Source organism: Roseateles toxinivorans (assembly GCF_004362525.1).
Taxonomy (GTDB): domain Bacteria; phylum Pseudomonadota; class Gammaproteobacteria; order Burkholderiales; family Burkholderiaceae_C; genus Paucibacter; species Paucibacter toxinivorans.
On sequence record NZ_SNXS01000014.1, the window covers coordinates 38,244 to 61,555 of the forward strand.

Annotated in this window: 17 protein-coding genes and 1 pseudogene; 6 read left to right on the forward strand and 12 right to left on the reverse strand. The window is 65.7% G+C overall.

From position 1 onward, the window contains the following. Nucleotides 1–575: 575 nt before the first annotated feature. The 7 genes from DES47_RS26375 to DES47_RS26405 form a co-directional block, all read right to left on the reverse strand. Complete coding sequence (locus DES47_RS26375) at nt 576–1,094, reverse strand: GAF domain-containing protein (protein WP_133703775.1); 519 nt, start codon at nt 1,092–1,094, stop codon at nt 576–578. After that, complete coding sequence (locus DES47_RS26380; RefSeq protein ID WP_133703776.1) at nt 1,081–2,007, reverse strand: branched-chain amino acid ABC transporter permease; 927 nt, start codon at nt 2,005–2,007, stop codon at nt 1,081–1,083. Before DES47_RS26380 ends, DES47_RS26375 begins: the two co-directional genes overlap by 14 nt. 3 nt (nt 2,008–2,010) lie before the next feature. After that, nucleotides 2,011–2,883 (reverse strand): branched-chain amino acid ABC transporter permease, encoded by an 873-nt coding sequence (locus tag DES47_RS26385; protein WP_133703777.1) that lies wholly within the window; start codon nt 2,881–2,883, stop codon nt 2,011–2,013. A gap of 25 nt (nt 2,884–2,908) precedes the next feature. Then, nucleotides 2,909–4,120, reverse strand: coding sequence for an ABC transporter substrate-binding protein (locus tag DES47_RS26390; RefSeq protein WP_133703778.1), 1,212 nt, complete (start codon nt 4,118–4,120; stop codon nt 2,909–2,911). A gap of 30 nt (nt 4,121–4,150) precedes the next feature. After that, entirely contained in the window at nt 4,151–4,870 is a 720-nt protein-coding gene (locus DES47_RS26395; RefSeq protein ID WP_208115128.1) for an ABC transporter ATP-binding protein, read from the reverse strand. Next, nucleotides 4,867–5,631 (reverse strand): ABC transporter ATP-binding protein, encoded by a 765-nt coding sequence (locus tag DES47_RS26400; RefSeq protein WP_133703779.1) that lies wholly within the window; start codon nt 5,629–5,631, stop codon nt 4,867–4,869. Before DES47_RS26400 ends, DES47_RS26395 begins: the two co-directional genes overlap by 4 nt. Before the next feature lie 72 nt (nt 5,632–5,703). Beyond that, entirely contained in the window at nt 5,704–6,951 is a 1,248-nt protein-coding gene (locus tag DES47_RS26405) for a metal-dependent hydrolase family protein (RefSeq protein ID WP_133703780.1), read from the reverse strand. Nucleotides 6,952–7,048: 97 nt separating this feature from the next. On the opposite strand from DES47_RS26405, the gene DES47_RS26410 reads away from it, so the two are divergent. Then, nucleotides 7,049–7,627, forward strand: coding sequence for a PAS and helix-turn-helix domain-containing protein (locus tag DES47_RS26410; protein WP_133703781.1), 579 nt, complete (start codon nt 7,049–7,051; stop codon nt 7,625–7,627). On the opposite strand, the gene DES47_RS26415 is transcribed toward DES47_RS26410, so the two are convergent. Next, nucleotides 7,624–8,007, reverse strand: a complete 384-nt coding sequence (locus DES47_RS26415; RefSeq protein WP_133703782.1) for a hypothetical protein — start codon at nt 8,005–8,007, stop codon at nt 7,624–7,626. The two genes, DES47_RS26410 and DES47_RS26415, sit on opposite strands and share 4 nt — an antisense overlap. Before the next feature lie 185 nt (nt 8,008–8,192). Next, nucleotides 8,193–8,960: pseudogene (locus DES47_RS26420) on the reverse strand (acyl-CoA dehydrogenase family protein); the annotation flags it as partial. A 478-nt stretch (nt 8,961–9,438) separates the two neighbouring features. On the opposite strand from DES47_RS26420, the gene DES47_RS26425 reads away from it, so the two are divergent. Next, on the forward strand, nt 9,439–12,210 hold the full coding sequence (locus DES47_RS26425) for a TonB-dependent receptor (RefSeq protein ID WP_166652187.1): 2,772 nt from the start codon (nt 9,439–9,441) through the stop codon (nt 12,208–12,210). Between the two features lie 81 nt (nt 12,211–12,291). Beyond that, nucleotides 12,292–13,182 (forward strand): citrulline utilization hydrolase CtlX, encoded by an 891-nt coding sequence (ctlX, locus tag DES47_RS26430; protein ID WP_133703820.1) that lies wholly within the window; start codon nt 12,292–12,294, stop codon nt 13,180–13,182. Nucleotides 13,183–13,262: 80 nt separating this feature from the next. Here ctlX and DES47_RS26435 read toward each other — a convergent pair whose 3' ends face one another. From DES47_RS26435 to DES47_RS26445, 3 genes are read right to left on the reverse strand one after another with little or no spacing between them, the layout of a single operon-like run. Further along, on the reverse strand, nt 13,263–14,147 hold the full coding sequence (locus DES47_RS26435) for a MurR/RpiR family transcriptional regulator (RefSeq protein WP_133703784.1): 885 nt from the start codon (nt 14,145–14,147) through the stop codon (nt 13,263–13,265). A 2-nt stretch (nt 14,148–14,149) separates the two neighbouring features. Then, nucleotides 14,150–16,744: a cyanophycinase gene (locus tag DES47_RS26440; RefSeq protein ID WP_133703785.1), complete on the reverse strand. Its 2,595-nt coding sequence runs from the start codon at nt 16,742–16,744 to the stop codon at nt 14,150–14,152. 14 nt (nt 16,745–16,758) lie between these two features. After that, a complete protein-coding gene (locus DES47_RS26445; RefSeq protein WP_133703786.1) occupies nt 16,759–18,576 on the reverse strand; it encodes a cyanophycinase in 1,818 nt (605 codons plus the stop codon). A gap of 261 nt (nt 18,577–18,837) precedes the next feature. Here DES47_RS26445 and DES47_RS26450 point away from each other — a divergent pair, with 261 nt between their 5' ends. The 3 genes from DES47_RS26450 to gsiB are packed head-to-tail and all read left to right on the forward strand — an operon-like array spanning nt 18,838 to nt 23,298. Further along, nucleotides 18,838–19,866: an isoaspartyl peptidase/L-asparaginase family protein gene (locus DES47_RS26450; protein WP_133703787.1), complete on the forward strand. Its 1,029-nt coding sequence runs from the start codon at nt 18,838–18,840 to the stop codon at nt 19,864–19,866. Beyond that, nucleotides 19,863–21,701 carry a dipeptide ABC transporter ATP-binding protein gene (locus tag DES47_RS26455; RefSeq protein WP_133703788.1) on the forward strand — a complete coding sequence of 613 codons (1,839 nt, stop codon included), beginning with the start codon at nt 19,863–19,865 and terminating at the stop codon, nt 21,699–21,701. Before DES47_RS26450 ends, DES47_RS26455 begins: the two co-directional genes overlap by 4 nt. Nucleotides 21,702–21,747: 46 nt before the next feature. Then, the gene (gsiB, locus tag DES47_RS26460; RefSeq protein ID WP_133703789.1) at nt 21,748–23,298 is read left to right on the forward strand and encodes a glutathione ABC transporter substrate-binding protein GsiB; all 1,551 of its coding nucleotides are present in this window, start codon (nt 21,748–21,750) and stop codon (nt 23,296–23,298) included. Nucleotides 23,299–23,312 lie beyond the last annotated feature (14 nt).

The following is a 23,312-nucleotide window of genomic DNA, read 5'->3' on the forward strand; positions in this document are numbered from 1 at the left end:
GCAACCAATGGAGCACCTCGCAGCCGAGGCAACGCGACTTCGCCAGCAGGTCTCGATTGGCAAGTGGGCATTTTGGACGATCGTGACCAACGATCTCTGTATCGTGACCGCTCATTTCGGCGATCGTGGCCGCTGAGTCGGCACGGTCTTGACGACCGCGCCGGTCGAGCCAGCAATGCTGCGTAGAGAACGCAACCCGGGCCTCTTGCCCTCGACGGTTTTTGCCATCGAGGAGTGGAATGCCGAAGCAACGAACGTCTCTACGCATGATCAATGGTGTCAACGGGCTGTACAAGGCCGAGGTCATTTGCCGGCGCGGGCCATGAAAACCCAAGCTAGCGGCGAAACTAATAACGCTGGAATGCGGGGCCACCGAGCCCACAGCCGCCGCCGAAGGCGAGATCGGGATCTTCAAGAACTCGAAAGGAAAGGTCTGCGTCCTCCACGGGCTACGCTCCCCCGTCACGGTACTGCTGCGCCGAACGCACGTGCTACCCCCAGCGAACTGACAGTGATGGCCTCGCCCACAAGATTCCGGGCGAGGTGGGAGCGGCCTACCGCCGCATCGAATTGAATCAAGCCTGGGCAGTCCCGGAGTCGACCGCGCGCTCGAGCCGCATAAGGTCCGGAATCAGCAACGGCGCCAGTTGTTGGGCAAGCGGAATATGTTCTGGCCGATACCAGCCCGCTTCGTGTTGCAGGTTCAGCACTGCAAGGCACTTGCCGTCGAAGACGACCGGCGCACTGAGGGCCGATGCCAGACCGAGGGAGCGGATCAGTGCGTGATCCGGGAACGCCCATGCAATGTCCTCGTCATTGCGGCCAATCCAGGTCTCACCGGCGCGGATCACCTCGTCTCCCCAGGGCGTCACCCCCATCCGCTTGAGGCGGTTGACCGGATAGGCGTCCAGGTTGTCCGAGTAGACCCGCACCGTGTCAGCTCGATTGGCGCAGATCAACAGGACGGTGAATAACCGATGTCCGATCCGCTGCCCCAGCACTTCGGCCGCCTCGCGCAGCATCTCTGCCGGTTCGTGCGGCCGGGTCAGGGTGGCGACCAGTCGACCCAGTCCGGCATCTTCAGTGCGATTCATTGTTCGGTCGTGTCCGGTTGAGGCTGGCGTGGCGGACCCGCTCCGGCAGCAGGCCTTGCGGGCGCAGGTGCATCAGCGCGATCAGGGCCGCCGCGATCACGATCTCTCGCAGCGAGGCGATCTGCAGTCCGCTCAGGCCGGAGATGTGGTCGGCGCCGAAGCGGGTGCCTTCCAGCAGGAAGTTGACGAACAGTGCGCCGACGATCGCACCGGCCGGCCGGGTGTAGCCGCCCGCCGTCACTGCCAGGAAGATGTAGATCGTGATCAGCGGCGTGAACAGGTCAGGCCCGATGAAGGCGGTGAAGTGGGCATACAGGGCCCCGGCCAGCCCGGCCAGTGCACTTCCCACCATGAAGGCCTTCACCTTGAACCCGAGCACGGCCTTGCCGGCCACGGCGGCCACCTGGTCGTCATCGCGCACCGCACGCAGCATCCGGCCAAAGGGCGCATCGATGAGTCGCCGCACCAGCAGGTAGGCCACGCCCACCACAGCCCAGGTCATCGCGAAATAGAACAGGTTGAACTGATCGCCCAACGCCGCACGTAGCGGTGCCGGAATCGCTGAGATGCCGTCGATGCTGTTGGTGAGCCAGGCTTCGTTCACCGCCACCAGCCGGATGACCTCGGCGAACGACAGCGTCATGATGGCCAAGTAGTCGCCGCGCATCGAGCGGGTGACCCAGGTCAACGCCAGGCCCACCAGTGCCGTGAGCGCGATCGCCGCCAGCCAGCCTAGGGCGATCGGAATCGGCAGATTCTTGGTCAGCAGCGCAGAAGCGTAGGCGCCTAGCGCGAAGAAGCCTGCAAGGCCCAGATTGACCAATCCGGTCTGCCCCCAGATCAGGACCAGGCCCAGCCCCAGCAGGGCGTAGACGCCCGCGATGGTGGCGACGAAGAGGAGGTAGCTCGTCACGTTTCAGCCCTTTCGTCCGAACAGGCCCTGCGGCCGCAGCGTCAGCGTGAAAGCGATCGCGATGAAGCCGACGGCGCTGCTGTAGGTTGGCGAGATCACCAGCAGCGAGAGCTCCTGGGCCACGCCGATCAGTAGCGCTCCGGCCACCGCGCCCGGGATGCTGGTCAGCCCGCCCACCACGCTGGCAGCGAATACCATGAGCAGGATGCGCGAGCCCACCAGCGGATCGACGCTGGTTTCCAGCGCCAGCAACATGCCGCCGGCTCCGGCCAGCCCCATGCCGACGAAGGTTACCGCCAGCGCGACCTTCTCGGCAGAGATGCCCTTCAGGCGCGCCAGGTCCGGGTTGTCGGCCACCGCCCGCATGGCCTTGCCAGCCCGGGTGAAGCCGAAGAAGCCGAACAGCAGCAACAGCATGGCGACCGCGTAGCCGAGGTTGATCGCCTGTTGCTGGCTGACCTGGAAGTCGGCGATCGTCACGTCCCGCATCAGCGGCAGGTCGAAACTGTGATGGTCGTTGCCGAAAAAGAATCGCACCGCGCTCTCCAGCGCCATGTTGAGCGCAATCGAGGCGATCGCCACCATCATCGCCGCGTCGATGCGGCGCATCCGGCGCAGGCCGCGCAGCGCCACTGCATCGCTCACGATGCCTGCAGCGCCAGCGGCCAGCACCGCCACCAGGAGGCACGCCGGCACCGGCCAGCCCAGCGTCACGTTGACCAGGTAGCCGGCGACGGCGCCCAGTGTTGCATGGGCGGCGAAGGCGAAGTTGGCAAAACCCAGGACCGAGAACATCAGAGTTAGGCCGAGCGCCGGCAGCGCCAGCACGGAGCCGGAGATGATGCCGTTCAGGAAATGCTGGAGGAAGTTGTGCATGGACGCAATTGCCGGCGACCTCCGCTCAGGCGATCTTGATCAGGTTGATCTTGCCGCCCCTGATCTGCTCGTAGCGGAAGAAGGTGTTGACCACGTCGCCCTTCTCGGTGAACTCGCACGATCCGCTGGCGCCGTTGTAGTCGATGGGCTGGCCGGCGTTGATGGCCTTGATGCCGTCCACCGCGTTGTCGACGGCCTTGCCGCCCTTGGCATAGGTGGCCGCCCGTATGGCATCCTTGATGCCGGTGCCGGTGGCCTGCTTGGCCTTGGCGATGGACATCAGCACCAGGTTGGCGTGGTCGTAGATCTGGCAGCTATACGGATCGAGCGAATCGGTCTTGAGCAGGCGCAGTAGGCGCTTGTACGACTCTGCGCCGACGGCCGCTGACGAGCCGATCGTGTAGACGTTATCCAGCGTTTCCGGTGGCACTGCGTCGATCAGCTTCTGGTTGACGCCGAACGCCATGCCGATGATCTTGCCCCTGTAGCCGGCGCGGTAGATGTCCTTGACCACCATCGCCGTGTCCGGCACGTAGCCGCCCAGCACGATGAAGTCGGGGCTGGCGCGCAGCACCTCGGCGATCTCCGTGCGGTAACTGCTCTTCTTGTCTTCATAGAGCATCGTCTGCGACATGTGGCCGTGCTTCTTCATCTGCTTCTCGATCGTCTCGCCGTACGACTGCGACAGCGGCGTCTGCGGGCCGACGAAATAGGCCTTCTTGCCGCCCTGGTCGGCGATGAAGTTCGCGAACACCGTGCCGAGCAGTTCGGAGGTCGGCTGAGTGCGCACGATGTAACCCTGGTGCGGCATGTTGGTGATGTTCTCACCGCCGGACACAGTGGCCAGAAACACCTTGTTCTCCCAGCACAGGGGCGCGACGGCGGTGGTCACCGAAGAGGCCCAGGTGCCGATGATGGCGCAGACCTTTTCCGCGTCGATCAGCTTGCGGGCCGCGCGGACGGCGGACTCGGGGTTGGTCTGGTCATCCTCGACCAGCAGCTGCACCTTGCGCCCGAGCACGCCGCCGGCGGCGTTCACTTCATTGACCACCAGTTCGGCCGCGCGCTGCATGGTCGGGCCGTAGGCGCCGCCGCCGCCGGTCAGCGGGATCAGCGCCGCGATCTTGATCGGCTCGTTCGACTGGGCGCGGGCCCAGCCGGGCAAGGCTAGGCTGGCTGCAGCGGTCGAAGCTACGGTGAGGACGCGGCGGCGCGTGGGCAGATTTGCATGGGGCACGGGAATCCTTCGAGGTGAGTGGGAGGAAGATCAGGGTTGGGACGGCTCGGGCTGGCCGCCCAGGAACAGGCGCCGCGTTTCGGGGTCGCGGACCAGGTCGGCGGCAGCGGCGTCGCGCACTTTCTGGCCCATCACTAGGACGATTCCACGCTCGGCCACGGCCAGCGCCGCCAGTGCGTTCTGCTCGATCATCAGCACCGCGATGCCTTCGCGGGTCAGCTGCCCGACGGTGGCGAACATGGCGTCGGCCGCGACCGGCGAAAGACCGGCGCTCGGTTCGTCCAGCAGCAACACGCGCGGCTGCATCATCAACGAAATGGCCAACGCCAGCGTCTGCCGCTGACCGCCCGACAGGGAGCGGGCTGGAACCCGCAGCCGGTCTGCCAGCAATGGAAACCGTGCCAGCTGCTCGTCGATGCGGCGGCTCGCCTGTCGAGGCTGCAGGTAGCAGCCGATCTCCAGGTTCTCGCGCACGGTCATCGACGGGAAAACGTTGAACTCCTGCGGCACGAAGCCGATGCCAGCGGCCGACAGGGCCTGGCCACCCTTCAGCGGCTGCCCATTCAGCTCGATCCGGCCGGTGTGGAAGTCCACCAGGCCGCAGATCATCTTCAGGAAGGTTGACTTGCCGGCGCCGTTGGGGCCGATGATCACGGCGAAGTCGCCGGCGTCGAGCGCGAGGTCGACCCCCTTGACGATGTCTTCTCCGCCGTAGCCGCCCTTCAGGCCCTGAATCTGCAGCAGGCTCATGCGCGCACCACCCCGAGATAGGCTTCCTGGACCCGCGAATCGGCGGCGACTTGGTCGAAGTCGCCGCGTGCCATGAAGGCGCCGTCGGCCATGACGATCACCTCGTCGCACAAGCGCCGGATCAACGGCATGTCGTGCTCGATGAGCAGGATGGTCAGGCCTTCCTGCTGCAAGGCGAGAAGGTGGTCGCCGATCTCGTTGACCAGAGTGGGGTTCACGCCGGCCATCGGCTCGTCCAGTAGCAGCATCTGCGGGTCGGTCATCAGGGCCCGACCGATCTCCAGCAGCTTTTTCTGGCCACCCGAGATATTGCCGGGCAAGGCGTCGACGATGCGCTCGAGCTTGAGCCGCCGGGCCACGGCCCAGGCCTTTTCCTGCAGCTGTGCCTCGCGTTCGGCGGCGCCGCGATCGCCCACCAACGCGCCCAGCAGCGACTCGCCGGGCTGGTGCTGGCCATACAAGAGCAGGTGGTCGAACACTGTCATCCGCGCAAAACCGCGGGCCAGCTGGAAGGTGCGGATCAGGCCGCGCGCCGTGATGCGGTCCGGCGCCAGGCCGGTGATCGGCTGGCCGTCAAACACGATGGCGCCGCCCGTGGGCCGGTAGAGCCCGGAGATGCAGTTGAACAGCGTGGTCTTGCCGGCACCGTTGGGTCCGATCAGACCCGTCAGCGTGCCGCGGGCGACATCGAACGACGCGCCCGTCAGCGCCTGCACTCCGCCGAAGTGCAGGGACACGTTCCGGATTGAAAGCAGCGTCATGGGTTGGGGCGCTTCGGGAACCGCTGGTCAACGCAACGGGGACGGGGATTCAGCCGCATGCAGCGTGAAGTGTCAGTGAGCCAGTTCGTCGAACTGAACCTGGCCGCCCTTCATCACGAACGGAATGCGCTCGCCCTGACCGGTCAGGCAGGCCAGGTCCTTGAACGGGTTGCCATCGACCACCAGCGCATCGGCGAAGGCGCCCGGGATCAGCCGGCCGAGCTTGCCAGTCATGTTCAGCACCTCTGCGCCGATGGTGGTTGCGCTGGCGATCACCTCGGCCGGCGACAGCACCTGGGCCCGGATCGTGAATTCGTCGCTCTGCAGCCGGTGCGACTCGCCCAGCAGGTCGGTCCCGAAACCCATCTTGACGCCGGCGCGCTGGAAGATCTCCAGCGAGCGCAGGCCGGCGTCCCGCACGCTGGCGATCTTCACCGCGCTTTCGGGCGGCAGGCCGTACTTCGCACCCTCGGCGGTCAGTGCCTCGTAGGTCACCAGTGTCGGCACGGCATAGGCCTGGTGTTCAGCCATGACCCGGGCGGTTTCGGCGTCCACGAGGTTGCCGTGTTCGATGGTGCGCACACCGAATCGGACTGCACGCTGCATCGATTCCGGCGTGTAGGCATGGGCCATCACGTAGGTGCCGCGAGCCCTGGCCTCGGCCACGATGGCCCGGATCTCGTCCTCGGAGTAACCCAGTGCGCCGATCGGGTCGGTCGGCGAGGAGACGCCGCCGGAGGCCATGATCTTGATCTGGTCCGCCCCCATTTGCAGTTCCTGGCGGACGGCCCGCCGTACCTCGTCGACGCCGTCCGCGATCCGGCTCAGGGCGCCCACCCGGATGCAGCAAGCACAGGGCGTGTCCATGGCCTGGAAGTCGTAGCGGGCGCGGATATCACCGTGGCCGCCGGTCTGGCTGAGCGAGCGGCAGGCGATGAACAGGCGCGGACCGACAGCCAGCCCCTGCTCGATCGATTGCTTGAGCGCCAGGCCAGCGCCGCCGGCGTCGCGCACTGTGGTGAATCCGCGTCGCAACATGCCCTGCAGGACCGGCAGCGCCTTGAGCGTGACGAACACGTTGGGAAGAGTCACTTGCCCCGGCAGGTTGTACTGGATCGCAATGGTGTGGACGTGCAGGTCGATGAGGCCGGGCATCAGGGTCTTGCCCTTGAGGTCGATCGTGCGGGCGGCCGCCGACTTGAGTGGCCGGTCCGACACCTCCTTCACCAGGCCGTCCTCGATCAGGACGCTGTGGCCCTCAAGCAAGTCCGGCTTGAGCGGGTCGAGCAGGGCGGCGTTGGTGAACAGGAAACTGGCCATGGCGGACTTTGCCTCTAAACACTTAAGCGCTTAAGATATGCGGAGCGATGCGCCAGGTCAAGACACTTAAGCGTTCGCAACCTAACTGGAGTAACCGATGAAAGCTCGCGCGCCCGCTGGCGGCAGGAAGGCCGTCGACTACGAATGGGCGTTCTACAACGCCCCGGTTGGGCAGGCGATCGGCCGGCACCGGATGGTGGTCGACTGCAATGCCGTGTTCGAAGAAATGTTCATGGTCAGTCGCAAGGCAATGATCGGCCAGTCGTTCCAGTCGCTCTACCCGACCGAGGCCGATTTCGCCAAGACCGGCGAACGCATCACACCGACGCTGACAAGCGCCGGCCGCTATTCAGACCAACGCGTCATGCGGCGGGCCAACGGCGATTTGTTCTGGGTTCAGGTGAGCGGCTACGTCCGCAACCGCGAAGACCCGTTCGAAGAGACGCTGTGGGCCTTCACCGATCTCAGCCGCGGCGGCAGAGTCGAATCGCCTCAGCACATTGCCATGACGCCGCGCGAACGGGACATTGCGGCCCTGCTGATGGAGCGCCGCTCTGGCAAGGAGATCGGCAAGGCGCTGGGGATCAGCCCGCGCACCGTGGATGTCTACAAGACGCGGTTGCTGCGCAAGTATGGCGTGACCTCGAGCGAGGAACTCGTGAGCAAGCTGCTTTAGGCCGTGCGGGAGCGAATCTTCACTAAAAGGGGTATTGCCATCTGCAGAACCCGCGCTCCCTGCCCACGCTCGACGGCCGTCCTCGGCGAAACGCCACCCAGTCCACCCAGCGGCGTCTCCAACCAAGCAAGAGCACCCCAGCGGCTCGTTTCAAGCTTGGCCAAGATCTGCGGCATCAGTGACCACAGCGGTTGCTCAAACTGCCAGCGCGGCAGACGCCAGTCGTGTGTGATGCCATTCTTCAGCGCAAGGCATAGCCTGGCTTCAACCAAGAGCTCGACATCGGCGCTGCTGATACCCAGCAGGTCGGCCGCCTGCTCGCCTGAGACCATATCGAGCGCCGCCAGCCGTTCGCGGATGTAGTTGCGATCACCTTGCATGGAAAGTCCTCGGGGTTGCTTCGATGACATCAAAGCGAGCCGCCGGCGTAGTTGCTCCTGCGCTGCCGGGATCGAGATGCCCACATCGCCGTCAAGCAGCAGCAGTTTGTCCCTGCACCCAGTGGGCCAACCATCGCCGTCATCATCAAGCGCAAGCCAGTCCAGCGGCTGCCGGCGCAGCACGTCCGCCCATACTTGCTCACGTCGGCGATATTCGTGCGCTCATGGGCCAACAGGTACTTGGCATAGGTCCAGCCCTTGCTCCCCTCGCCGACCAGGTTCTCGGCGGGCACCTCGACGTTGTCGAAGAACACCTCGTTCACCTCGTGCTCACCGTCCAGCATGATGATAGGCCGCACGGTCACGCCCGGCGACTTCATGTCAATCAGCAGGAAGCTGATGCCGGTCTGCGGCTTGCCCGATGTATCGGCGCGCACCAGGCAGAAGATCCAGTCGCCGTATTGGCCTAGCGTGGTCCAGGTCTCCTGGCCGTTGACGATGTATTTGTCGCCCGAGGTGGTGGACACTCGTTCGGCGCGGCACTTGACCGAGGCCAGATCCGAGCCCGATCCCGGCTCGCTATAGCCCTGGCTCCACCAGACCTCGCCGCTCATGATGCCGGGCAGGTGGCGGGCCTGCTGTTCGGGCGAGCCGAAGGCCATGATCACCGGCGCCACCATCACCGGGCCGAAGGGCACGACGCGCGGCGCACCGGCCAGCGCGCATTCCTCTTCGAACAGGTGGCGCTGGATGGCATTCCAGCCCGGGCCGCCGAACTGCTTGGGCCAGGCCCAGCCATGCCAGCCCTTCTTGCCCAGGATCTTGGCCCAGCGCTGCTGATCGTCCTTGGACAGGCGCAGCGCGTTGTGCACCTTGTGGCTGATGTCCTTGGGCAGGTGATCGGCCACCCATTGGCGGATCTCGGCACGGAAGGCGAGCTCGTCGGGGGTGAAGGTCCATCGTGCTTCCTTTGTGGGTCAGGCATCGGGATGCCGCGCATGCGCGGGCCGAAGCACCAGCCTCAACTGACTGCGAAGCTGGAGTTTTAGCTCGACCGTTCGTGGCTGTTCCGCCCCGGCAGGGACAACGATCCAGGTGGCAGGGGTTTGCCCCTAGTCTTGAGGGACCTTCGTGCCGGGATGGAGGTGCCCGGAAGCGCGCTCTCATGTCCGCAGCCGCAGCCGCAGCCGCAGCCGCAGCCGCAGCCGCAGCCGCAGCCGCATCAGCCTGGAGTCCGAGCCGGCCCGCGTGCCGGCCGAATGCATATTGGAAGTAAAAATCCATTTTCATAAACAGGAAAATATGGAATACTAAATTCAACGACGGCGCGCATCGGGATTGATGAATCGGTGCCCGCTGCGGATCACAGAACCTCACCCGATCTGCTGCGCATCGACAGCAGACCAGCACCATGACCACAGGAGATTGCGAATGTCTGAGCACTTGAAGAAGCACCGGCCGGCACAAACCATGCTGGCGCGCTCCGTCCAACTGGCCTTGGGCGCCACCACAGCCCTGGGCTTGTGCCAGGTCGCCCTGGCTCAGGACGAGGCTGCCAAGCTGGGCCGTGTCGAGGTGACCGGCAGCTCGATCAAGCGCCTGGACGCCGAGACCGCGTTGCCGGTGCAGGTGATTAACCGCGAGGCAATCGCCAAGAGCGGCGTGACGACAGCGGAACAATTGCTTGGCCAGTTGTCCGCCAACGTCGGCGCGATCGAGGAGAAGGCTCAGAACACCGACACGCAGAAGAACAGCGGGTTCTCGGGCGCCAACCTGCGCGGTCTGGGTGTCAGCTCGACCCTGGTGCTGCTTAACGGCAGGCGCATGGCCAACTACGCTTTCGGCGGGCAGGGTGTGGATCTCAGTTCGATCCCGCTGGCAGCACTGGAACGGGTGGAGGTGCTGAAGGATGGCGCGTCGGCGACCTATGGCGCCGACGCGGTTGGTGGCGTGATCAACTTCATCACCCGAAAGGACTACCAGGGCGCGCAGATTGCCGTGCGTGCGGGCGGCTACGATGAAGGCGGCGGCAATCGCAAGCAGGTCAGCGGCTCGGCCGGCTACGGCGATCTGGACCGGGATGGCTTCAACGTGTTTGGCGCGGTGCAGTACCAACAGTCGGCGCAGTTGCGCGCGAACCAGCGCGATTGGTCCAAGACGGCGCTGCGTCCGGATGTCGGCAGCGTCGGGACCTCGACGACCAACTGGCCTTCCAATCTTTTCACAACCTCGGCCGCAGCCTCGTTGATCGGCAGTGTCGATACCAACGGCGGCAAATGCGCGCCGCCGACCAGCGTCTTCAGCGGAGGCTTTTGTCAGTTCGACTATCAGGCCGCCGCAGATCTGGTGCCGGAGACCAAGAAACTCAATACCTTCGCGCGCGGCGTGCTGGCCCTAAACGCCGCCAACAGCCTGTTCGTCGAGGCTGCGCACTCAGAGAACGAGGCCCACTATCGCATTTCTCCGGCAACGTTCACAAGCTACCGTTTGACAGCCAACGGGCCTCGCATCTCGTTGTTCTACCCGAAGAACGGGCCATTCTTTCCCAAGACCTACACCAGCATGACAACCGGACTGCCGGTTGCCACGCCCAACACCAAGGACATCTTCGTTGCCGTGCGTCTGCTGCCGCTGGGCCAGCGTGAGCGCGTGCAGGACACCAAGCAGGATCGCTTCGTGTTCGGTGCCGAGGGCGAGTTTGCCGGCTGGGACTACAGCGCGGCCGTCAATCATTCGGTGTCCATGGCCACCGAGCGGTACAACAATGGCTTTGTCTACGGCAGCAAGCTGGGGCCGTTGATCACGTCCGGTGTCGTCAACCTCTGGGGTGACAATACGCCCGAGGTGTTGGCCCTGATGGAAGCCACCCAGGCCAAGAACGTGGCAGGCCGCACCGGCCGTGCGACCTCGGACAGCATCGACGCCCATGCCTCAAAGGAGGTCTTTCAGCTCCCGGCCGGCGCCGTGGCCCTGGCGGTCGGATTCGAGCTGCGCCGAGAGAAGCTGACCGATATCCAGTCCGACGAGGCGAAGTCCGGCTTGTTGAACAACATCACTTCCTCGCCCGACACGCGTTCGGAGCGCAAGGTCAAGGCCTTGTTCACCGAGGTTCATGTGCCCATCGCCAAGGGGCTGGATGCCGACCTGGCGGTGCGCTATGACTCCTACGACACCGGCGACATCGGCAGCAGCACCAACCCGAAGCTGTCGCTGCGCTGGCAGCCGGTCAAGGAGCTGCTGCTGCGCTCGGCCATCGGCACGGGCTTTCGCGCGCCGTCGCTGGCAGATGTCAGCGCCTCCGGCGGATTGAGCTCAAGCTCGAACTTCTACACCGACCCGCTGCGCTGCATCAATGGCGTGGGTCCCGGCTGCAAGCCCGGGCCGATGCCTATCCGCTCGGGTGGCAACCCTTTCCTCAAGCCTGAGACCTCCAAGCAATTCTCGCTGGGCGTCGCGGTGGATCCGGGTCTGGGGTTTTACGCCACTGTTGACTACTGGAAGATCGAGAAGAATGATGTCATCTCGCAACTGAGCGAGAGCCTGATCGGCTCCAACTTCGCCTACATCTCCAAGTATGTGACGCGCGATCCGGCCGACCCGGCCTATCCCGGACTGCCGGGCCAGATCAGCGAGATCCTGCTGCCGGTGGACAACCAGGGCGTGCGCCGAGTGACAGGCCTTGACGTCGCACTGAGCCACCGCGCCAATCTCGGCCAATACGGCAAGGTCAGGACCAGTCTGAGCGGATCTTATCTGCTGAAGAGCCAGGAGCAGTTGGTCAAGGGCGGTGAGATCGTCGATGTGCTTGGCAAGTACGCCAATCTCTACCCGACGCCGCGATGGAAGCATCTGCTGTCGGTGGACTGGAGTCAGGGCGACTGGAACCTGATCTTCAGCAACCAGTTCCAATCGCACTACCGCGATGCCTATGCGAATCTGGTCAACGCAACAACCGGCTTCGTCGCCAGCGTCGCACATGGCACGCCCGGCTCGGTGTCCGCCAACGTGGCCTCGCACAGCACCTACAACCTTCAGGGCGGCTACACCGGCTTCAAGAACATCCGCCTTGACGCCGGCGTGACCAATCTGTTCAACAAGGCGCCTCCGACCTCGAACCAGAGCGGCTATTTCCGCGGCTTCGACCAGAGTGTCGACGCCACCGGCCGCTACGTCTATGTCAGCGCCGCCTACACCTTCAAGTAAACCGAGAACAGCAGGAGCCATCCGGTGACCAGCACAAGCAAACCCATATTTCGTTCCGTCCAGGCGCCGGGAGCGGTGGTGATGGTCCGGCCGCATCATTTTCATCCCAACCCGCAGACGGCGGCTGACAACAGCTTCCAGTCGGCAGCGACAGATCAGGATGCGGAACTGTTGGCCGCCCGGGCACGTGACGAGGTCACGGCGGCGGCGGCCGCGCTCGAGGCGGCCGGCGTGATCGTGCATCTGTTCGACGACTTCAGCCAACGGGAGACGCCGGACTCGGTGTTCCCGAACAACTGGTTTTCCACCCACGTGGGCGGCCATGTGGCGATCTATCCGATGTACTCGCCGAACCGGCGGCGCGAACGCCGTGCCGATGTGTTGGAACTGCTGAAGACGCACTATCGCGTGCAGGACGTGATCGACTACTCGGGGCTCGAGCATGACGGGCTCTTCCTCGAGGGCACGGGCGCGATGGTGCTCGATCATGTCGACCGGGTCGCCTACACAGCACAGTCCAACCGCGCCAACGCGGTGGCGCTGGAACGCTTCTGCACCCATTTCAACTACGAGCCGATGGTCTTTGCGTCCAGCGATGCCGCTGGCCGCGCGGTCTATCACACCAATGTGATCATGTGCATCGCGGGCGAGTTCGCCTTGGTGGCGTTGGAGATGATTCCAGACGCGAAGCGCCGCGAAGAGATCGCCGCGCGGCTGTGCCAATCGGGTCGCGAGGTCATCGCCCTCACCGAGGGGCAGATTCAGGAGTTTGCCGGCAACGCGCTGGAGTTGATGGGCCGGGACGGTCTGGTCCTGGCACTCTCCAGCCGTGCTTGTGCCGCGCTCTCGTCCGAGCAGCGGGCCCGCATCGAGCGCTCGGCTCGGCTGCTGCCGCTGTCCGTGCCGACGATCGAGCTGGCGGGCGGCTCGGTGCGTTGCATGCTGGCCGGGATTCATCTGACCCCGCGCTGACTCGGTCCCGAGCCGGCAGCTGGTTGCGGCTCGGCTGGCGCACGCAGGGGTTCAGCCGCCGCCGGCCACCAGTGGCGGACTCAGTCGCCGCCCCGCAGCTGGGACGCGATCGACTCCGTCAGTTCGGCGGCCATGGCCACCGAGGCCGGGTTGCGACGCATCACTTCGGCCACCAAGGCCTCGCACAACAGCTGCACCGCGACATAGCTGGACGGCAATACCGGATGGGCGGCCGAGGTGAACAGCCGCAGATCGGCCTCGTTGGCCAGCGGCGCGGCATGCGAGTCGATGATGGCTAGCACCTGGGCGCCACGTTCGCGGGCGAAGCGGGCCAGGTTGGCCGTGTCCCGCGAATAGCGGGGCAGGCTGATCGCCACCAACACATCACCCTTGCCGATGGTGGACATGCGACTGGCGCTTTGCTCGGTGCCGCCGCTGACGCTCAGCGCGGTGACCGCATGGCTGTAGGGTGTCAAGGCATCGGCGAGCCAGCCACAGACATGCGCGGTCAGGCCGAGGCCCAGCACGTAGATGCGGCCCCGCGTGGAGAGCAGCCTGGCCGCGGCCTCGATGTCCTTGCTGGTGTTGTCGCGCAGCAGCTGCTCCACATTGGCTCGGCCCATGGCCACATATTGCGAGACCGGCGCCACATTGCCGCGATGTTGTTCGTCTCGCAGCTTCTGCACCGGGTCGATGGTGGCGCGCATCACCAGGGCCAAGTCGGCCTTCAGCTCGGCAAAGCCCGCGTAGCCAGCGGTGCGGGCCATGCGGTTGACGCTGGCCGGCGAGCTGCCGCAGGCCACGGCGATGTCGGTGATGCTCAGCGTGGCGGCCTGTGCCGTGTGGCGCAGCATCCATTGCGCCACCGAGGCCAGAGCAGGAGGCGCGCCCTTGGCGCCTTCGCGGATGCGGTCGAACGGGTGAGGCGGCGTGGTGGGCTCGGTCGTGCTCTTGGTGCTGGCCATTGTTACGGTGCTGCTTTCTTGACCTCGGGTGGCTGTAATTGTGGGGCATCGCAGGCGGCGTCACAGGGCGCCAGGGCCAGCTGGACATTCGTGTAGCTGAGGCCGCCATGGGCCGCCACGCGGAATTCGCTGTCCGGCAGACGCTGCAGGCGAATGCCGAACCTGGGCGCCTGGTCCTGTGCCGCCGTGCTGGCCCAGGCTTGCAAGGCACCGCCACGACCCATCGCCTGCAGCAGCTTGACGAAGGTCATGCCGCGTGGGTTCTGCACGTCGGTCCCGCTGACGGCCGGCGCGTCGGGATTGGCGGGCAGCAAGGTCTTGTCGGCTGCCAATGCGATCTGCAGCCGACCCTGGCCATCGACACGGGCGCGGTCGCCATCGTTGAGGTAGTGCACGGTGGCTGCGTCAATGCGGATCGGGCCGTCGGCTGCGCCTTGGGCCCTGGCCTGGCGCAGATCGGCGATGAACACACCGCCGGCGCCGACCACGCGCAGCTCGGTCGAGCCGCCGGCGTCGGGGCGACCGACCAGCAGCGCGGTGTTCTCGTCGACCCCGAAGCCGTAGTCCAGTCCGCTGTCCTTGACAAAGCGCAGCAACCGGCCTTCGCGCGAGCGCTGCGAGAAATGCGAGTCCAGCGCGCCGAGCCTGAAGAAGCCCAGTCCGCCGTCGGGATAGCTGACGCCGGCGCGGCCCTGGCCCTCGATGGTGGGGCCCTGGCCGCTGACGAACCCGCGCGCGAGCACCTGCCACGATTCGCCGCCCGACAGCATTGGCACCCCGGGGCCGGCCTGCGAGGCATTGCCGGCACTGGTGCCGGCCACCACCAGGCGCCCGGCCGCATGGCGGGCGCGCAGGATTTCCAACTGAGGGCTCAGCCGGCGGTAGCGGCCTTGCGCATCGCGGCCGACAAAGCTTTCCAGCAGCCGGGCCTGATCGCCGCCGCTGAAGAAGATGCCGTCGAGCTGCGTGAGGGCCGCATTGAATCCCTCGCCACCGTCATCGCAGAAGGCCTGGTGCTGGCGCGCCAGCTCGGGGAAGCTCAGGTCGACATGGTGCAGGGGCCCGCCGGCCGCCGAGGTGTTGACATAGGCGTCAAGCAGGACTGGCAGGTGGCGGCATTCGCCGGTGTCGAGCGCCTGCCGCAATGCGCCGCTGGCCGGCAGCCAGACCGCATCGGCACCGGCAGAACGCAAGGCGTGGACGTTGATGTCGTGGTCCATGTATGGATTGCGGCTGGCGGCGGTGACCACGCCGATGCGCGGCCTCTTGCCGCCGGCCGCGGTGCGGGCTGCCTGCACAAACTCCCGATAGATCGCGGTGCTCGCAGCATTGGTCAGGAATGCGACGCTGCGCGCCTGCAGCTGACGTTGCTCGCGGTCTGCCGACGGTGGTTCGACCAGGCTGTTGAGCGTTGCTGCCTGCTCGATCGGTGTCAGCGCATGCAGATCGAGCCCCGCAACGAGTTCGGCCAGACTCAAACTGCTGACGGCCTGGCGGGGGCGCAGCTGGTTGAGCAGCCGCGCCTTCTGTGCGGCCGGCAGCAGAGGGTCGGGCTGGGCCTGCAAGGCGGCCAAGCCGATGGCATCGATCCGGTAACGGTAGCTGGGCATGGCCGGCATGCGGCCCAGGGGCACGCGCTCGGGCGCAATGCCGGCCAGGCCCGGGTCCTGAGCCAGAATTTCGGGCCAGGTCTTGCTGCAATTCGGACTCAGCTGGCTGGCCAGCGGTGCGTCGCTGCTGGTGCAATTGCGCAGGCCGCCGCCAATGATGACATTGGCCAGCGGCGGCTCGGCGCGGGCCGGCGCGGCCAGCAGCAGGGCTGCGGTCCATGCGACCGGGGTCAAGCGCCGGCGCTGCCAGCCCAGCAGGGGCAGGGCCGCGATCATCAACAGCCAGGTGGCCGGTTCGGGTACGGCGGACACGCTGATGCTGTCGAGCAGCAGCGGCGCGGCGCTGAAGTCACCGGCGACCGCCAGGCGCAGGGAGTTGACGCCCGAGGTCAGCGAGTCGACGCTGGCGCTGCCCAGGCGCGTGAAGCCGAGGCCGAGGTCATAGGCCAGGCTGTAGCTGTGCGCATCGAGGTCCAGGTCCAGGTAGACCGTCAGCGGGCTGAAGCTGGCGAAGCTGGCGATCTGCGCCAGCGGCTTGCCGTCGCCGAACGGGTCGACCGCGCCGCTGAGCGCGAAGCCGCCACCCAGTGCGGCAGCCAGGCTGAACTGGGCCGTGCTGAAGTCGTTGCCCTCGATGAAGCCCAGCGTGAAGCTGCTGCCTGCGCTGGATGGGTTCCAGGCCGAGAAGTGGGCGCTCAGGCGCAGCGTGCCGTAGCTGATGGCGGTGAAGTCGCTGGCAAAGTCGGCATAGGTCGAGCGCGTGCCGCTGCCGCCGCGGCCGTCGTTGCCGATGCTGAATTGGCCCAGACCGTTGCTGGCCGAGCCGGTAAGGGCCAGGTTCCAGGTGCTGCCGGGGCCGCTGTTGACGCTGGTGTTGAGCGTGCTGCCGGCGACTTCGTCGAACTGCCAGTCGGCGACCAGGGCCTGGGCATGCAGGGCGGTGCCCAGCAGCAGGCCGGCAATCAGGATCGATGTTTTCGTTTTCATGAGGCACCCGGGGTTCAGTAGGGATTGGTCGGCACGACGCCTTCGACATTGAGGCTCAGCGCGGGCTGTGCCGACAGACCCCGGGCGAAGTCGAAGCTCTGGCCCGGCGCCAGCTTGACGCGCTGCACGTTGCGATAGATCAGCGGCAGGCCGGCGGCGACCTGGGACATCGTGGTCTTGCGGCGGTCTTCGCGCAGGATGTAGCCGTCGCCGGCGGCCTTGCCGGCCACCAGGGGGGCGCGCGAGAAGGTGCCGATCTTGTCCTTGTCGATGAACAGGGCGGTGCGCTCGTCGAGCGCAACACCATAGAGCAGCGAGCTGCGCGCGTCCTTGCGCAGCCGCGCCATGAACGCCAGCGTGCGGCCCATGCGGTCGCGGTCCTGGAAGTGCGGCTCGGCCAGCAGGTTGAAGCCCAGCGGCAGATCGAACAGCTTGGTGGCCGACAAGATCATGCTGGCCCGGTAGGGATTGGCGACAGCCTCGGCGCTGGTGACCGCCAGCAGCGCGCCGGGGTCATACATCCATTCGGCAGACACCACCATGCCGGCCGAGGTGCCGCCGATGATCGCGCCGCGCTGGTAGGCGGCCTTGACCGCGGCGGCCAGCGCCGTGTCACGCCAGTTCTCGATGTACGGCGACTGGTCGCCGCCAGCGATCCAGATCATGTTGGCGCGAGCAACCGAATTGGCCACGTAGGCGCTGTTGGCCTTCTCACGCGTGTCGACAAACAGGGTCTCCACCGAATTGGGTTTCAACATGGCTTGTGCGGCGGCTGGCAACTCGTTGACCAGGGTGTTGAAGAAGTAGGGCTGGTAGCCGTTGCTGCCGCTGATGCGCAACACCACGATGTCGCCGCCATTGATGATGGGATAGGCCTTGCCGGTGAAGGCCTCGTTGACCTCGGCGCCGCCACCCATCAAGAGCAGGCCAGGGCCGCCGATCGGCGGCTGGGTCGATTGCACCGGATTCCCGTCGAAGAAGGTCAGCAGGTTGGACTTGCGGCTGGGCCGGCCATTGGCGGCCGGCAGGTCCACCACCGGCAGCTCGTTGTAGCTGATGGCGATGGTGTCGATGGCCGGCGGCGTGTTGGGGCCGGTGCCGGCCGCATTCGTCGTGCCGGGAAAGTTGCCGCTGAAAGCCAACGCGGCATGCGAGATCGTGCGCGTATTGCTTGCGGCTCCCGCTGCAGCGGTGGCGGTGACAACGCCGCTCAAGCCGGTCCCTCCCGCCACGTCGTAGTTCAGCGTGTAGACGTTGGGCAGCACCCGCTTGTCGACCTTCAGCGAGGCGGTCAGCGTGCCGCCCAACTGGGCCGGCAAGGTGACCACCGGGAAGGTGCTCAATGAATCGCGGATGACCACCACAATGCCGGCGGCGGTGGCGCTGAACTGCACATCGGCCACCAGGGAGCCGCCCGAGGTGGCGGTGCCGGCGGCGGTGCGAAAGCCGAAGTTGAAGACCGGCCTTGTGCTGGCCGCATAGTTCGCGCCGCCATTCCTGATGTCCCATGGCTGGATCACGACGGTGCCAGCATAGACATCGGCCGACGCGATGTTCAGCGGCGCGGCGCTGTAGCCGATGCTGCCCACATGGCCGATGCGCAAGGCGCCGGTCCCGGTGGTTTCGGTATTGGCAAGGCCGTAGATCCATTGGCCCGGGGCGCCGGTGGGGGCGCTGTTGAGAGCGGCGGGCAGGGCGGTGCCGGCCGGGTCATTGAAGTCCCAGCGCTGGGCCAGCAGGCTCTGCGCCTGTGCCACCGAACAAAGCCCCAGTAGAGCGGCCCCGGCAAGAACGCGCGCGATCGCGGCGCGCAAGGTTGGAAGACATCTCATGGCGGTTGGACCTTTCGAGCGAGGTGGATGGTCATTGATTTTCAAAATACTATATTTGAGGAAATGAACTTTCAATCCCCGGGTTTGCGCGGGCACGTAATCCCCAGGTCGGGATCACGCATCGTGGCCAGCGTGTCGACATCCTCGAGTCGCCGAAGGGGCTGGACAAACGCCCCGGGAATATGAAATACTTGTTTCATCATAAGAGCTTTCATGGAAATTTATTTCCAGATTGCCGCTACTTTTTCGAGGACGACGACAATGGATTCGATCCCGACGGCCCAGGCCGAAAGGTCCACCCGGGCGGTGCCCGTGCTGGCTATTCATGGTGGCGCCGGCACCCTGCTGCGCAGCGGCATGAGCCAGGCCAAGGCGGCCGCCTACGAGGCTGCGCTGAAGCGCGTGCTGCAGGCGGGTCAGCAGCAGCTTGCTGCCGGCGCCAGTGCGCTGGATGTCGTGGTGGAGGCCGTGCGCGAGCTCGAAGAATGCGAGCTGTTCAATGCCGGCAGGGGGGCCGTCTATACCGCTGTGGGCACCCATGAGCTTGACGCCTGCGTGATGGATGGTGCCGGCCTCCGCGCCGGTGCCGTGGCCGGCATGGCGTTCACGCGTAATCCGGTCCTGGCGGCCCGAGCGGTGCTCGAACACAGCGAGCATGTGCTGTTGATGGGCGAGGCGGCGGATGTCTTTGCCGCCGGTCAGGGCCTGGAGCAGGTGGCGCCCGACTGGTTCGGCACGCCGCAGCGCCTGGAGCAGCTGCGCCGCGCGCAGGCTGGCGCCCGTGGCCAATTGCTGGACCATGACGGTCAGCATGCGGTGACCGCATGCGGCACGGACAGCGGTGCTGCACCACTGGACGAGACGACCAAGTTCGGCACCGTCGGCGCGGTGGCGCTTGATGCGCAAGCCCATCTGGCCGCCGCCACCTCCACCGGTGGCATGACCAACAAGCAGCCGGGGCGCATCGGCGACTCGCCACTGATCGGCGCAGGCTGCTATGCCAATGACGCGACTGTGGCGGTGTCCTGCACCGGCACCGGCGAAGCCTTCATGCGCGGGGTGGCTGCGTATGACCTGGCGGCGTTGATGGACTATGCCGGCCTGTCGCTGAAAGAGGCTGCCGAACGTGTGGTGATGGACAAGTTGCCGCGCCTGGGCGGCCGCGGAGGCCTGATCGCCGTGGCCGCCAATGGCGAGGTCTGCTTGCCCTTCAACACGGAGGGCATGTACCGTGGTGTTGCGCGTGTCGGCGAGCCGGTGACGGTGGCGATCTACGGGGAATCGGCATGAACGCTCCGGTGCTGGATGTCCGAGGCTTGTGCGTGCGCTTTCAAGGTGAAGAACGGACCGTGGATGCGGTCAAGTCGTTGAGCTTCCATATCAATTCAGGCGAGACGCTGGCCATCGTCGGCGAGTCGGGCTCGGGCAAGTCGGTGTCCTCGCTGTCCATCATGCGGCTGATCGAACATGGTGGCGGTCGCATCATCGACGGCGAGATGCTGTTCCGTCAGCGCAACGGCCAGCTGCTGGACCTGGCGCAGACCGCCGAAGACAAGATGCGCGCCATCCGTGGCGCCGACATCGCGATGATCTTCCAGGAGCCGATGACCTCGTTGAACCCGGTCTTAACCGTCGGCGAGCAGATTGCCGAGTCGATCCGCATCCACCAGCGCATGGGCCGGGCCGCCGCGCTGGCCGAGGCACTGCGCATGTTGGAGCTAGTGCGCATACCGGCGGCGCGCCAGGTGCTGACCCGCCACCCTCATCAGCTTTCGGGCGGCATGCGTCAGCGGGTGATGATCGCCATGGCCCTGGCCTGCAAGCCCAGCCTGCTGATCGCCGATGAGCCGACCACGGCGCTGGACGTGACCATCCAGGCCCAGATCCTGCAGCTGATACGCACGCTGCAGCAGGAGATGCATATGGGGGTGATCTTCATCACCCACGACATGGGCGTGGTCGCCGAAAGTGCCGACCGCGTGGTCGTGATGCTGCGCGGCGAGAAGGTCGAGGAGGGGGAGACGGTGGCCCTGTTCAAGGCGCCCACGCACCGCTACACCCAGGCCCTGCTGTCGGCCGTGCCGACGCTGGGCGCGATGGCCGGCTCCAGCGTGCCGGCCAGTTTTGCGCTGATGAGCATGGAGGGCGAGGGCCAGGTGGCCCGCGCGCAGGACAAGCCGCCGGGCGAGGTGCTGCTCAAGGTCACCGACCTGACGACGCGCTTCAATATCCGCCAGGGCCTCTTGAACCGTGTCACCAAGCGGGTGCATGCGGTCGAGCGGGTCAGCTTCGAGCTGCGTGCCGGCGAGACGCTGGCCCTGGTCGGCGAGTCGGGCTGCGGCAAGTCGACGACCGGGCGCTCGCTGCTGCGTCTGGTCGATGTGGATGCCGGCCAGATCCACTTCCGCGGGCAAGACCTGGCACGGCTGAGCCGCCGCCAGATGCAGCCGCTGCGCCGAGACATCCAGATGATCTTCCAGGACCCGTTCGCCTCGCTTGATCCGCGGCTGACGGTCGGCTTCTCGATTGCTGAGCCGCTGTACATCCACGGCCTGGCCAACAAGCAGCAGGCCGAGGAGCGGGTGCAATGGCTGCTGCAACGCGTGGGACTGCCGCCCGAGGCGGCGCAGCGCTATCCGCACGAGTTCTCCGGCGGCCAGCGCCAGCGCCTGGCGATTGCCCGCGCGCTGGCCCTGAACCCGAAGCTGATCGTCGCCGACGAGGCGGTGTCGGCGCTCGATGTGTCGATACGCGCGCAGATCGTCAACCTGATGCTGGACCTGCAGGCCGAGCTGGGCTTGTCCTATCTGTTCATCTCGCACGACATGGCCGTGGTCGAGCGGGTAGCACACCGGGTGGCGGTGATGTACCTGGGCCAGATCGTCGAGATCGGCCCGCGCAGCGCGGTGTTCGAGAACCCGCAGCACGACTACACCAAGCGCCTGATGGCCGCCGTGCCGGTGGCCGATCCGGCCAAGCGCAACCGAAAACGCGAGCTGCTCAGCGGCGAAATTCCGAGTCCGATGCGCGCGCTGAACGATGCGCCGACGGTGGCGCCATTGGTGCAGGTTGGCGCTGAGCATTTCGTCGCCCGGCATGACGTTGGTTTGTTGTTGCAGGCATGAGCCTGTTTGTTCGTCTCACTGATTCCATCAACTGAAGGAGAAACGCATGAAACACCGAATTTCCGCTACGCTGCTGCAGGCTGCCCTGGCCTTCGCCGTGGGCCTGGGCGCCGCCCAAGTCGCGCAGGCGCAAGACACGACGGCCGTGTTTGCGGTCAACAACACCTTCTCGTCGCTGGATCCGTATGACACCAATGCGACCCTGGACCTGTCGGTCTGCAAGTCCTTCTATCAGGGCCTCTACACCTTCGACAAGGACCTGAAGGTCACGCCTCAACTGGCCGACAGCTACGAGATCGCCAATGCGGGCCTGGTCTACATCTTCAAGCTGAAGAAGGGCATCAAGTTCCACGACGGCAGCGACTTCAATGCCTCGGTCGTGAAAGCCATGTTCGACCGCGTCACCAACCCGGAGAACAAGCTCAAGCGCTACAACCTGTTCTCGAACATCGACAGCACCACGGTGATCGATGACGCCACTGTTCGCATCACGCTGAAGCGCCCGTTCTCGGCCTTCATCAACCAGCTGGCGCACCCGTCGGCGGTGATGATCTCGCCGGCGGCGCTGGCCAAGTACGGCAAGGAGATCGGCATGAACCCGGTCGGCACCGGGCCGTTCAAATTCGTCGAGTGGAAGCAGCCCGACTACATGAAGGTCGTGAAGTTCGACGGCTACTGGAAGAAGGGCCTGCCCAAGATCGACGGCATCATCTGGAAGCCGGTCACCGACAACAACACGCGCACCGCGATGGTTCAGACCGGCGAGGCGCACTTCACCGCGCCGGTGCCCTACGAGCAGGCCGAGAACATGGCCAAGAATCCGAAGCTGGACCTCGTCAGCTACCCGGGCATCTTCGCCTATTACATGTCGATGAACACGCAGAAGAGGCCGTTCAACGATGTGCGCGTGCGCCACGCAATCAACTACGCGATCAACAAGCAGGCCTTGGCCAAGGTTGTGTTCTACGGCTATGCCGAACCCGCGCAGGGCCCGGTGCCCATCGGCGTGGACTTCGCCACCAAGACCGGCAGCTATGACTTCAACCCGGCCAAGGCCCGCGAGCTGCTGAAGGCCGCCGGCTACCCGAACGGCTTCGAGACCGAACTCTGGTCGGCCAATAACAGCACGACGCAAAAGGCCACGCAGTTCCTGCAGCAGCAGCTGGCCCAGGTCGGCATCAAGGCCAGGATCACGCTGCTGGAGACCGGCCAGCGCGTGCAGCAGCTGGAGAATGTGCAAAAGCCCGAAGACGCCGCCGTGCGCCTGAACTTCGGCGGCTGGTCGGCCTCCACCGGCGAGGCCGACTGGGCCCTGCGCCCGCTGTTCGCCACCGAGGCCCAGCCGCCGCGGCTGCAGAACTTCGCCTACTACAGCAACAAGGAGTTCGACGACCTGCTGTACGAGGCGCTGGGCAGCTCGGACCGCGCGAAGAAGACCCACGCGTACAGGCAGGCTCAGGAGATGGTGCACAAGGACGCGCCCTGGGCCTTCCTGGTCACGACCAAGGTGGCCTATGCCAAGGCGAAGAACCTGAAGGGCGTCTACCAGATGCCTGACAACTCCTTCTTCTACGAAGACGTCGAGTTCACCAAGTAGTCCATCAAGCGACG